The sequence below is a fragment of the Pseudoalteromonas sp. PA2MD11 genome, assembly GCF_017808125.1.
Taxonomy (GTDB): Bacteria; Pseudomonadota; Gammaproteobacteria; order Enterobacterales; family Alteromonadaceae; genus Pseudoalteromonas; species Pseudoalteromonas simplex.
Genome location: NZ_JADKNF010000006.1, coordinates 25940 through 39633 on the forward strand (window position 1 = coordinate 25940; position 13694 = coordinate 39633).

Below are 13694 nucleotides of genomic sequence, written 5' to 3' on the forward strand. Positions count from 1 at the left end.
CATAAATTAAGGAAAAGAGTAGCGCACAATCCGTTTTACGACAGAAAAGTACTGGCGAAAGAAGCCGCCGGTATTGTAGTGAATACCGTGCTCTTTAAAGATAGCTTGCACCTTAGGGGCAATTTCGCGGTAGCGTTTTGCAGGTAAATCTGGGAATAAGTGATGCTCTATTTGATAGCTCAAATGCCCAGTCATTACATGAAACAGGTTACCCCCTTTGATATTTGATGAGCCTAATGCTTGGCGGTAATACCACTGACCTTGGGATTCATTTTCGCAGTCTTGTTGGTTAAATGTTTCTACTTCACCGGTAAAGTGCCCGCAAAAGATAATGGTTGAGGTCCACAGGTTACGTAATAAATTAGCGGCAAGGTTGCCCGTTAAAACCCACAAAAATAAAGGCCCAGCAAGCATTGGAAAGAGCAGATAGTCTTTCACTAACTGGCGTGCCCCTTTACTAAAAAAGCGCTTTTTCAGTTCGCTGTGCGGTACTTTGTAATCGCGGTCATCCTTTTTCTTGCCAAAAAATACTCGCTCGGCTGCCATTTCATGGTACGACACACCCCATTGGAACAGCACACTGAGCAACAGGTAAGTGACAAATTGCCACAGGTTTTTTAGCCGCCAACGAAAGTCATTCGATAAGCGCAGTAGTCCATAACCAAAGTCGCGATCTTTACCAATAATATTGGTATAGGTGTGGTGCTCGTAGTTGTGAACGCGGTTCCAGCTAGCCCCATCGCACGCTATATCCCACTCGTAAGACCTTGAATTTATGTATTTATCATTCATCCAGTCGTATTGACCATGCATCACATTGTGGCCAATTTCCATGTTATCGAGGATTTTTGCAGTGGCTAAACTAAGCACACCCACGAGCCATAAAACAGGCTGAATAAAGCCTAGCATTAATAGAATTCGGCCACTCCATTCAAACACTCGCTGGCAAACAATAACGCGGCGAATGTATTTCGCGTCTTGCTCACCGAGTTTTGATTTTACATCTGCTTTAACGCTATCGAGTTGAGCTGCTAATTTTTCATAATTGACTGTTTTTGTTGTGTTCATGCTGATAACTCCACGTCACTGACTGGTTGCGATATACAAAGTTGAATTAACTGCTCTGAGCTATCAGAGAGCTCACCGGTGCGAATATCACGCACGATGCCTTGCTTTTTGACGCATTGGCATTGATGGCAAATCCCCATACCACAGCCAACTGTCACAGGTTGCTTATTCGCTTGTAAGTGGGTCAGTAAGGTTTGTTGGTTATCAATCGTGAATGTTTTGCCCTGATGAGTGAGTGTTAAATCGTGCTTATCAGAGGTTACTACAGCAGCAGGGACTGCACTGAAATGCTCACTGTCGATTGGCGTATTTAATTGCTTAGCTAAAGCGGCTGCTTGCTTATACAAAGCAGCTGGGCCGCACACTAACCAGTGTTTATGCGCGTTTGTTGTCAGCCATGTCGTCGCATCGCCATCTTTGTTGCGCTCAAGTAGGTGATAATCAAAATTGCTCAGTGATTGCTTTAGTTGATCAAGCTCATCTTTAAGCCAGTGGCTGTTTGGCTTTGCATAATAAAGCAGGGTAATAGTGTGTTTGCTATCTGCAGGTAAAGATTTAAGCATGGCTATAAATGGCGTAATGCCTGAGCCACCGGCAAGCATGATTAAAGAACGCGCGGTATTTGGCATAACAAACTGGCCTTTAGGCTCAGAAATATTAAGCCATTGCCCTGTTCTCAAGTTTGTAAGCTTAGACGTAAATGCGCCGATTTCTTGGCTGCGGATCAATAAACGAATTTGTCGCTGCTGCCTTGCCAATTGTGGTTCGCTTGCGATGGTAAACACGCGCGTAAGCAATCGTCCATTTGTTTGAATTGTTAACGCAATGTGCTGGCCTGCTTGATGAACTGGCCATGCTTTTTCTGGCTCAATAATCAACTCAACGCTTTGTTCAGCAAACACCTGTACATGTTTTACTTGTGCACGAAAGTAGCCTTCGCGCCAGCCTGGTTTAAAGCACTGAACCACCGGCTCCCAGTATCCTGCCCATGACTGATAATGCAATAAATGTTTTGATAATGAATTTAATAACGCTCTCATTTTTCGCCTTTAGCTTACAGGTGTACGCCCGCTTGGCGCACAAGTGTAAGCTGAAATGTGATAATTGCAAGTCTAATTTGAGTAATTATTCTAAAAAGCAGTTGGCTAAGGTTTTTAAAAGCGGCATCGAAGCAAGACTATTTAGAGTAAGGCCAAGCAAAGCGCTCTTTTAGCTAGTTAAAAGGAATTGGCTTTGGCTTAGAAAGTTAAAGCAGTTAATGAAAATGGATTTAATTTTAATTTTTCTAATGAAAAAGTGTTGCCGCTTTTTTGATTTTCGAACTATGTTTAATCAGGTACAAATACGTAGTAGAGGGAAAAGATGGTCGATCATTGCACTATTCTTATCATTGATGATGAAGAGATTAACACTTTACAACTTGAACACGCACTAGAAGATGTTGGTAACATAATCACCTTAAACGACAGTACCCAAGCACTGGATTTAATCCATAAAGCAAAACCTGATGTTTTGTTACTTGATTTAGAAATGCCAAAAATTAGTGGCTTTGATATTTTACAAGAACTTCAATTCAACCCAGAGTTTGAACAGCTACGAATTATTGTTATTACTTCACATGGTGATCCACAAATTGAAGAATCAGCATTGTCTTTAGGCGCAATTGATTTTATTTCTAAACCTCTGAACTTAAAGTTATGTCGATTGCGAATAGAAAATCACGTTAAAGTTAAAGCGCAAGAGAATATTTTACAAAATACCCAAGCAGCTTTATTTGCTGAAAAAGAGCATTTACGTATCACAATTGATTCGATAGCAGACGGCGTTATTTCAACGGATCAACATGCCCAAATTACTTATATGAACCCTGTAGCGCAAAGGCTTACGGGCTGGTCTCAAACTGCTGCAAAGGGTCGTCATATTGAAGAGGTGATGAAATTAGCTGACTCCACAACAAAAACACCTTCAATAAATCCACTTACTGTTGCTCTAAAGGAAAACCGCCCTGTGGCGATGGCAATAAACACGCAACTAACGAGTAAACAAGGGGTTGAACACCGAGTTGAAGATAGCGCAGCACCAATTTTAAATGAAAAAAAACAACAATGCGGTGCTGTTATGGTTTTTCAAGATGTTAGTGAAGCGCTCGCTATGTCGGTTCAAATGACGTACTTGTCACATCATGATCAACTAACCTCACTCCCAAACCGTGTATTACTGCATGATAGATTATCGCAAGGTATTGCCAGAGCCTCTTTTAATAACACAAAGTTAAGTTTATTACTGCTCGATTTAGATAAGTTTAAGTTTATTAATGATGCCTTAGGCCATCATATTGGAGACGAAATTATTGCTCATATTGGCCACTCTTTAGATTGCTTTGCTTGTAACGATATTACAGTTGCACGTGTCGGGGGGGATGAATTTGCGCTTGTTGTCCCTCATGAGTCACATTCTTTGAGTCTAGAGCCTTTGATAAATCAAGTGCTTAATGTAATTAGTAAGCCATTTCGCTCTGGTGGCGAACAACATATTCTTTCTGCAAGCTTAGGCATAAGTGTTTACCCTGATGATGCTAATAGTGTTGAAGAAATGCTTCGCCATGCAGACTCCGCTATGTATAAGGCAAAGAACGAAGCGGCAAATAGTTATTGCTATTTCAGCACAGACTTACAGGTTGAAATGAATAAACGCCTTGACGTAGGTAATAAGTTAAGGAAAGCCCTCGAAAATAACGCCCTTGATGTGCACTATCAACCTAAATACGATTTACGTAGTGGCGAAATGGTTGGCGTAGAAAGTTTAGTTCGTTTAAGTGATGATGAGGGCGGGTTTATATCACCACTGAATTTTATTGAGTATGCTGAAGAAACGGGCTTAATTTTTAGGTTAGGTGAGCAAGTTTTAGAAAAAAGCTGTATTAGTGCAAAACGCTGGTTAGATGCAGGTGTGCCGACAAAAGTGGCCGTAAATATTTCCGCTAAACAGTTTACCGACTCAAAACTTGTAGACACAGTCGCGATGATTTTAGAGAAAACTCAGCTACCAAGTAAATATTTAGAGTTAGAAGTGACAGAGTCAGCGCTAATTGAAAACTATGAGTATGCGGTCAACCAACTTAAATTAATTGCCAATATGAAAGTAAGTATTGCCCTTGATGATTTTGGTACAGGGTATTCTAGCTTGTCGTATCTAAGGCTGTTTCCTTTAAATGTATTGAAGATAGATCAGTCCTTTGTACGTGATATGCTAACTGATTCGCAAGCGCTTGATATTGTTTCAACGATTATTGAACTTGCGCACTCTCTTCATCTTCAAATTGTTGCTGAAGGAATAGAAACGGCTGAGCAAAAAAACAAACTAGATGAGTTGGGCTGTGCCACAGGGCAAGGCTATTTGCTTGGTAAGCCAATGAATTATGAAAGCCTAACGCAATTGCTTTTACCCTCGTTGCACAATAACGACCAGTATGTTTGAGCTTAAGTTTATCTTTTTTATGTCTTTTGAATCAATTTTTGAAATTTATTCTACACTTTAAAAACTATAAATTCGTTGGAACTTCAAATGACTAACTCAGTTGATCGTCGGCGTTTTCTTAAAGGTTTAGGAGCTGGCGCGGCCGTCTCTACTCTTGCATTTAAAGCACCTTATGTTTTTGCTAAAAATAAAGTCACATTAAGGGTGCTTGGCACACATGTTACATTGCAAGAAGAACTCAGAAGCAGAGCAATGCGTGAATTAGGCATTAACCTAGAGTTCACGCCAATGGGAAGCGCCGCCGTTTTACAAAAAGCAGCAGCAAATCCAAGTTCATTTGATTTGTACGAACAATGGTCAGACTCAATTAATATTTTATGGCAAGCGGGGGCAATTCAGCCTATTGATATAGATCGACTTGTTTATTGGGATGAAATAAACCCATTAACAAAAACCGGAAAAATAGTCCCTGAAGCTAAGCTTGGCGCGGGCGACTCTCCTAATAAACTGCTTTATGTTCAAGACGACGGTACGCTATCACAAACTCCGAGCAAAGCAATTAGCTTTATGCCTTATGTTCATAATGTTGACTCATTCGGATACAACACCCAAGTGATAGAGCAAGGGATCCCTTATCAAACTGAATCATGGGCTTGGTTGCTTAATGAAAAACACAAAGGAAAAGTTGCGTTAGTAAACGCCCCTACAATAGGCATTTTTGATGCAGCCCTTGCTGCGCAGGGTCAGGGACTAATGACTTTTAATGACATGGGCGATATGAGTATTGCCGAAATTGATCAACTTTTTGCTATTTTATTAGAAAAAAAACGACAAGGGCATTTTTCTGGCTTTTGGACATCGGTTCCACAATCGGTGGACTTTATGAAAACAAAACGAGTAAACATCCAAAGTATGTTCTCGCCAGGGGTGAGTGCGTGTCGTGGAGCAGGCATTCCCGTGGTTTATGCATCTCCAAAAGAAGGCTACCGAGCTTGGCATGGTGTTATGTGCTTATCAGCCAATACACAAGGGCATGTAAAAGATGCAGCATACGATTATATGAATTGGTGGTTATCTGGTTATCCAGGAGCTTTTATCGCAAGGCAAGGGTACTACATTTCAAACCCAGAGCGAAGCCAGCCCTTAATGTCAAAGCCGGAGTGGAGTTATTGGTATGAGGGTAAAGAAGCCGTTGTAGATTTACGCGGTACCGATGAAAAGGTATCTGTAAAAGCGGGTCAAAAGCGTGATGGTGGTAGCTATATTCAGCGATTTTCAAATATCGCAGTATGGAATACTGTGATGCCTAATTACGATTACAGCTTAGATAAATGGTTTGAATTGTTAAATTCATAAGGGCTTAGATTGCTTAACATCTTTTCTAAATCAATTGCTGCAAAGATGTCGCTGGCGCTGCTGCTATTATTATTAGCATTGAGTGCTAGTTTTTTTGTAATGGATAAGCGATTAAAAACCATAGAAACGGCATTTATAGAGATTAGCCGTATCAGTAATTATGCGGTGAGTATCTTAAGAATAAATAAAGACATTGTAGAGATGCAGCGTGATATTTCTGTGTACGGCAACTCAGGGAGTAAGTCTGTTTTTAATAAAATAGAAGATAACTTTCAAAGTATAAAAAAACGTTTAGGTAATATAAATTTTAATCAAAATGAAGCAAACAGTCAGGTTTACTTAGATTCGATGTCTGAGCTTTTGAGTCGATACGATGAGAACCTAGCAGTACTTACAAAACGCTATGAGGTCAGGGCACATTTAATCTATCAGGTGTTACCAAGTATATACACCAATGCGATAGCAGAACTTGAAACTTTGAAATCAAAGAGCATCAATACAGAAGGTAAATTAAGTATCGCAGAGCTTACTCACCTATGGCATTCAATGCATCATGATGCGTATCAATTTTTATCGAAGAAAGACTATTCAAAAAGGGCTAAAGTGAATACTACACTGCGCTTGCTTAATCAAAAACTACAAGTGCTTCAAGGTTCTGCGATAACACTCGATAAAATGTCCCAGTTTACTGCTAATTATCAGCAGCAATTCTCTAAAAGTATTCAAGCTAACCGTCATTACTTAAGTTTAGTCAATGTGGTTATGGCAGGCGATGCTATTGAATTTAGTACTTTATCAAACCAGCTAAGAGAGCTTTCTTTATCGAGACTTGAGCAAATTAAATCGGATGCTGAAAAAACAGTTTCAAATTCTGAGCGTATTTTAAAGCTCCTTGCGATCGGTGTTGTTATTTATATTGTGGCTTTTGCAATTGCGTTTCATTTGCAAATTTCGCATGCAATTAAGCGCCTTACCGTTAGTTTTAAATACTTTTTGAGTGGTGACCTTTCGGCCAAAATTTATGATTTAAATCGCAAAGATGAAATTGGTGTTTTAGCGAATGCAGCAGAACGATTCAGGGTTTTAAGTAAAGATCTTGCAGATGCAAAGCAATCAGCTGAGCGTACAGCGAAAGTAAAATCTGAATTCTTAGCAAATATGAGTCATGAGATCAGAACTCCTATGAATGGTGTTTTAGGTATGGCTCGGCAGCTAAGTCGCACACCATTATCGGCAGAGCAAGCAAAGATGCTCAATATCATTAAATCATCAGGTGCAAGTTTACTGGTTATTATTAACGACATTTTAGATTTGAGTAAAATTGAGGCTGCTAAAGTAGAGCTTGAGTCAGGTCCAATTGAATTAAGCTCCTTGTTGAACGAGTTAACGCATTTATTTTCGCAACAAGCTGAAAATAAAGGCATTGAGTTATTTATTACAACAACGCCAGAGCTCACCGACTTTATATTTTTAGGTGATGAAACTCGGCTCAAACAAGTACTCATTAATTTATTAGGCAATGCAATTAAGTTCACTCATCGCGGTAGCGTGTTACTCAACGTCATTATTGAAGAAGAAGTGAATGATGAGTTTAAAGTAACTTTTAGTGTATCTGACACGGGTATTGGTATTGCCAATAAACAGCTAGATTCTTTGTTTGACGCTTTCTCTCAAGCAGATGCTTCTATTACTCGTCGCTTCGGTGGCACGGGGCTTGGCCTGACTATATCTAGCAAGTTGTTACATTTGATGAATTCGTCATTAAAAGTAGAAAGTGAACTTGATAAAGGCTCAATGTTTTATTTTGAGCTTAATGTTACCCGAACATTCATAACCCCTGCTATTAGTGAAAACCTTCTGGAAGAGAGTAGCGAAAAGTCCGTTGATTTTTCCCATGTAACTGCACTGGTGGTTGAAGACAATGATATTAACCAAGTGGTAATCGAGTCTATGCTGGCTGAGTTTAATATAAAGTCGATCAGTTTAGCTGATGATGGGGAACAGGCCATAGCACAGTGTGAAATAGGGGCGTTTGATATTATTTTTATGGATATGCAAATGCCGGTATTGGGTGGCCCTGAGGCAACATTGAAAATTAGAAAACTACCTGCCTATAAGCACACACCCATAGTGGCATTAACCGCAAATGTGCTTGCAGCAGACAAACAGCGATGCTTTGAAGCGGGTATGAACGACTTTATTGGCAAGCCAATTAAGTTCGAAAACTTAAAACGTGTTTTGGTTAAGTGGTGCTCTCAGCATCACCAATAAACTAACAAGGAAGCAATGTGAACAGTCTCAATATAGATAATAAAAGCACAATGTCATCTAAAACGTTTTTGTTATTTGTTTCATTAATTTTTAGCGTTTTTGCTGCCATCGCTGTCTACTTTTTCGAGGGGCATGTTAAACGGGATGCGTTAAACTCAATTGATCAAGAGTTTACAGAAACAAACCAGCGTTTAAAGAAAATACTCACATCTTCAATATTGCAGTCGAAATCTGATTTACGATTTTTATATTCAACGCCCCCTATAGCAGGCCTACCTCGGGCTCATTTTAATGATGGAATTGACCCCTACGATGGTACAACCTATCAGCAATGGAAGGAGCGGCTTGAAACCATTTTTATAGGCTTTATGGAGAACAACCTTGCGGTTGAACAGCTGCGCATAATAGCTGTGAGCGCAGAAGGAAAAGAGTTAATTCGTGTGCAACGTGTTGGCGCTTCAGTAGAAGCTGTACCTGACTATTCTTTACAAGCGAAAAGCGCAGAACCTTATTTTTTGCCAAGTTCATTATTAGAAGTGAACCAAATATACATGTCGCCTATGTCGCTAAACAAAGAGTTTGGCGAGGTAGTGTTTCCTTACAAACCCATGTTGCGTTTTTCTATACCCATATACAGTGATAAAGGAAAGCGATTTGCTTTTTTAATCATGAATGTAAATGCCACCCCATTAATACAGAAGCTAAAAGAAACTATTTTTGATTATTCTCAGTTAGTGATCAGCAGTTCAGAGGGAGATTTTATTTATCACCCTTATGAAGGGTATCAATTCACGAGAGACTTAGATCCGTCTATTACATGGCAGTCAGTGTACGATCAGCCTGTTCAGCACCAAGGGCTATATTTAGTCACTGCAACTTCACCAACAACTCAGCAGTTTTATGTTCATTCAGAAAAAGTACAAACAAGACCAGGTAAAAGCTATGGCTTTATCAATTTTAATCTTTTAGTGGCTAAGCAATACGTTGATAAAGTAATAAATGAAAAGCGGGTCATGACCTATAGCTTATTAATTTTGATAATTCTTTTTACGGGGGTATTACTGTTAACGTTTTACCGAAACGCAAACCGGAGCCAGTTACTAGCAGAGGCTAGAAGAGAAGCGTCTGCTATCGTTGAAGGGTCGATAGATGCCATTGTTGGTTTAAATCTAGAAGGTAAATTGACAAGTTTAAATAAAACTGCTGAAAACCTATTAATGTTGGCAAGTTCGATGTCGATAGGAAAAGCGAGTAAAGATATTGATTTTTTGGCCCGATTACCTATTCCTGATTACATTGCGGATATTCAAAACTCAAAAACACAAATCAAAGATGAATGCAGTATTTCTGAAAACGGTGTGGTGAATTATTTCGCCATTTCGGTCAGCCCTGTTTTTTCGGATCAGCGCGTTTTAATCGGGGTTGCATTGATTATTAGAGATATTAGCAAAGAACAAGAAGCTGCGAATAAAGTTAAACGTTTAAATTCGGAGCTTGAGGCAAAAGTAAGGCACAGAACTCAAGCACTTGCTGAAGCTAAAGATGAAGCAATAAAGCACAGCGATATCAAAAGCGCATTTATATCTAATATCAGTCATGAACTACGCACGCCATTAAATGGAGTGATTGGCACGTTGAATATTTTAAAACGTCAAACATTGCCCGATAATGCCCGTAAGCTTGTAGATATGATGGAGTTAAGTGCTTCAAATTTAAGGCTATTAATAAATGATATTTTAGATTTATCTAAAATTGAGTCGGGTAAACTCGATTTAAACATTCAAAAAATCAAACCTCAATTACTGATCGAAAGTTTAGTCGAGTCATGCTCTGTGAGGGCTTTTGATAAAGGTCTTGATGTTTATTTAGATACGAGCGGGCTGGCTTGTTACGAAGTTAAGACTGATCCACTTAGGCTTACTCAGATCATTAATAATTTGATTAGTAATGCGATTAAGTTTACAGAGCAAGGCTTTATCAAAGTAACGGCATCATCTGAGCAGGTTTCTAATACAGAGCATACCTTAAAAATTACCGTTCAAGATACGGGGATAGGAATAGAGTTAAATACTCAACGTCATTTATTTGATGCATTTCAACAAGCTAATAGTTCTATAGCCGACAACTATGGCGGAACAGGGCTTGGTTTATCAATATGCAAACAGCTGTGTAATATAATGAATGGTGATATTGCAGTTAATTCTGCAATTAATGAAGGGAGCGCATTTAGCTTTTACATTAAAGTTGGGAGTAGCCAAGCCCCTAAACCAGATGTTTCAGACTATTATAATAATAAACGTATTTTATTGATTAGTAACAACTCGCAATGCCATGATGTGATGCAAAAGTTACTAAAAGTATATGGGGCTGATGTTAAAGTTAGCGACATAAACACACTTGCTGATGAACATACAAGCAATGTTGATTATGTTTTTATTGATTATGAAAGTATTCAAGCGATAAACCCTCAATCACTGGTAAATAGCCTCGCGAATACATTAGAACAAGGCCGTATAATTTTACTGCATCTACCAACTAACCCCCTTCCAAAGGCGCTCGTTACAAAAGTTACATCCCTTAATAAACCAATTACACAAACTAATTTATTGAGAGTTGCAGGTTTTGAAGTATCAGAAAATGAGCCACTTTATTTGCTGAGTGAAAACAGAACGACAGAAAATGACATAACAGCAGATGTTTTAACCCAACTTAAAGGCTGCCGAATATTAATTGTGGATGACAATGATATAAATATTGAAGTTGCACTTGGCGCCTTAGATGGATTGCCTATAGAGGTTATTACTGCTCAAAATGGTCAAGAAGCGCTGGAAATTTTATTAAATTCTAAAGCGAGTAACGAAGTTATTCATTGTATTTTAATGGACTGCCAAATGCCGGTTCTCAATGGTTATGAAGTGTGTGAAAAAATCCGAGCCGCAGAGGCTGGTCAGTACTATGCACAAATTCCCATCATAGCAATGACGGCAAGTGCTATGGCTGGTGAGAAGGAAAAGTGTATTGCAGTTGGAATGAGTGATTATGTTAGTAAACCTATCCAAGCTCACGAAGTTCAGTCAAAAGTTGTTAAGTGGTCTTTATCGAATTACGAGGGAGATTCGCTTAGTACTGAGCAAAGTAATTTAGAGCCTCTTTGGGATCGTGAGCAAGCATTGGTTAGGCTTTTAAATAAAGAAGCCTTATTAATCAAAATATGCGAGATGTTCATTACTAAAGCGCCGCTAAGGGTTAAAGAATTACAAAGCCAAATTAATGCTAAAGATAGTGAGCAAGTTCGTCAGGTTGCACATGCCTTAAAGGGGATGTGCGGAGAAATAAGTGCCAGTCACTTGAGAAGTTTATTCGCTGACGTTGAAAAAAAAGCGAGCGAAGGCAATTTAAACCTTGAGAAAACTATTATAGAAATAGAGCAAATACTTACCCAGCTTATTACTGATATCACTCAATGGTTAGAAGAAAATTAGTTTATGTTTTCTAAATTTCATGCAAGACATCAAGAGTACTTTTTCATTTATCTAAAACTCAGGTTTATTAAGCCCTGCAGGCCTGTCGTTTGATCTAGATCAACAAAATTTAGAGTGGGGTAAAGTAGAATGCGCGACCGCTTTTGTAACAGCTGCTCATAAATAGAGTGTGCTACGAATTGTGTTATTATTTATCGAATATTTTTTAAACTAAGCTTGTTTGAAAAATATACGTGTCACATATCGACGCATGTAACTATTTGTTTTATAGTAATTTATGTTCGAGGTCATTAAATGGCATTACTCATCAATAACAAATGTATTAACTGTGATATGTGTGATCCTGAGTGCCCGAATGAAGCTATTTATATGGGTGCAAAAATCTATCAAATCGATCCTAATAAATGCACTGAGTGTGTTGGGCATTATGATAATCCTACCTGCGTTAGTGTATGTCCTATCGACTGTATTAAGCCCGATCCTAATCATCGTGAAACGTTAGATGAGCTTGCTGAAAAATATATTAAGCTGACTGAGTGAATTAATAATAAAATTTACAGCTTATTAGTACACCTTGATTCAAATGTTCTACACTTACTTTAATGTACGTTAATCTCTTGAGGATCCTATGTTTTTCAGTAAGTCAGTAAACTCTGAGCTTGTGTCGTTAAAGACAGAGTTATTTCATCTACAGCAGGTGCGTGATGGCTTGAATGAAGAAATGATTTCGCTTAATGTACTTGAAAGCGGCGAGGTATCCTATATAAATCAGAACTTTATCAAAGCACTTGGCTACGATAAAGATGCGTTCCCTGGCACGCACCTATTTGACATCATTACAAATGAGTCCAAATCTACTGAACAATTTAGCCAATTCTCTTCTGCTTTAGAGCATTGTAAGCACTGGGTTGGGGCGCTGCAGTTTTATCACAAAAGTGGTAAAACAGAGTGGCTTAGAATTATTTCGCACCCAGTAAAAGGCCCTCAAGATCAAATTCTATTTTTCGCAATTTATGCCACTTTACTAACCGATACAATTGCTACCGCAAGAGAACATAAAGACATTATTAAAGCGTTACACCGTGCTATGGCGGTTATTGAATTTGATTTAGAGGGTCATGTTTTAAGTGCAAATAGTCATTTTTATAATGCGATGGGTTACTCCGAAAAAGAGATAAAAGGTAAACATCACAGAATGTTTTGCGAACCAGAAGAAGCAAACTCTACTGAGTATGAGCAATTTTGGCAGCGTTTAAAAAATGGTGAGTACATAGCGTCTCGCTTTAAACGTGTTGATAAGTTTGGTAATACCGTTTGGCTTGAGGCCTCTTACAATCCGATTTTTAATGATTTTGGGGATCTCTATAAAGTAATGAAATTTGCAACTGTGATCACTGAACAAGTGAATCGTGAGCATGCAATTTCTCAAGCGGCAGAGATTGCTTACGGTACCTCAACAGGAACCGACAAACTCGCTGTAAAAGGAGCTGAAGTACTTAAAAACACAGTGGCTGTTATGGATGAACTTGCTTTACAGATGGAGCAAGCGGCGCAAGAAATCGCAGCCTTAGATAAGCAGTCGCAACATATAGCAAGTATTGTACAAAGCATTAGTAGTATTGCTGATCAAACTAATTTATTAGCGCTTAACGCTGCAATTGAAGCTGCTCGTGCAGGTGAGCAAGGCCGTGGTTTTGCGGTGGTTGCAGATGAGGTTAGGCAATTAGCATCTCGGACATCTAAAGCAACTGAAGAGATTGTGGAAGTTGTTCAGCGAAATCAATCATTAACTCAAAATACAGTAAAGGTTATAGAACAAGGGAAAGTCAAAGCAGAGCAAGGTCTTGCTTTGTCGAATGAATCAGGACAAGTAATGGCAGATATTCAGCATGGAGCACAGCAAGTTGTTGATGCAGTTGGCCAGTTTGCTAACCAGTTAAATAAGTGATTTTAATTTGCAATAAGCCTTAGGCATCTGCATTGATGCAGCTGTAGAGTATTATAAGCAACCTAATAACGAAATTTTGCTGTGTTATCAAT

Annotated in this window: 8 protein-coding genes; 6 read left to right on the top strand and 2 right to left on the bottom strand. The window is 38.8% G+C overall.

Going from position 1 to position 13694, the window contains the following annotated elements:
- Positions 1–6 precede the first annotated feature (6 nt).
- Together ISP07_RS08880 and ISP07_RS08885 are read right to left on the bottom strand one after the other, a co-directional pair.
- The gene (locus ISP07_RS08880) at positions 7–1068 is read right to left on the bottom strand and encodes a fatty acid desaturase family protein (protein ID WP_209327411.1); all 1062 of its coding nucleotides are present in this window, start codon (positions 1066–1068) and stop codon (positions 7–9) included.
- A complete protein-coding gene (locus tag ISP07_RS08885; RefSeq protein WP_209327412.1) occupies positions 1065–2108 on the bottom strand; it encodes a flavin reductase family protein in 1044 nt (347 codons plus the stop codon). Before ISP07_RS08885 ends, ISP07_RS08880 begins: the two co-directional genes overlap by 4 nt.
- Positions 2109–2430: 322 nt before the next feature.
- Here ISP07_RS08885 and ISP07_RS08890 point away from each other — a divergent pair, with 322 nt between their 5' ends.
- The 6 genes from ISP07_RS08890 (at position 2431) to ISP07_RS08915 (ending at position 13602) form a co-directional block, all read left to right on the top strand.
- A complete protein-coding gene (locus ISP07_RS08890) occupies positions 2431–4545 on the top strand; it encodes an EAL domain-containing protein (protein ID WP_209327413.1) in 2115 nt (704 codons plus the stop codon).
- A gap of 87 nt (positions 4546–4632) precedes the next feature.
- Positions 4633–5901, top strand: a complete 1269-nt coding sequence (locus ISP07_RS08895) for an ABC transporter substrate-binding protein (protein ID WP_209327414.1) — start codon at positions 4633–4635, stop codon at positions 5899–5901.
- Positions 5902–5910: 9 nt separating this feature from the next.
- A complete protein-coding gene (locus tag ISP07_RS08900) occupies positions 5911–8172 on the top strand; it encodes an ATP-binding protein (protein ID WP_209327415.1) in 2262 nt (753 codons plus the stop codon).
- A 17-nt stretch (positions 8173–8189) separates the two neighbouring features.
- Complete coding sequence (locus tag ISP07_RS08905; protein WP_209327416.1) at positions 8190–11654, top strand: ATP-binding protein; 3465 nt, start codon at positions 8190–8192, stop codon at positions 11652–11654.
- Positions 11655–11948: 294 nt separating this feature from the next.
- Positions 11949–12194: a YfhL family 4Fe-4S dicluster ferredoxin gene (locus tag ISP07_RS08910; protein ID WP_054553587.1), complete on the top strand. Its 246-nt coding sequence runs from the start codon at positions 11949–11951 to the stop codon at positions 12192–12194.
- A gap of 88 nt (positions 12195–12282) precedes the next feature.
- Positions 12283–13602, top strand: a complete 1320-nt coding sequence (locus ISP07_RS08915) for a methyl-accepting chemotaxis protein (RefSeq protein ID WP_209327417.1) — start codon at positions 12283–12285, stop codon at positions 13600–13602.
- Positions 13603–13694: the final 92 nt, after the last annotated feature.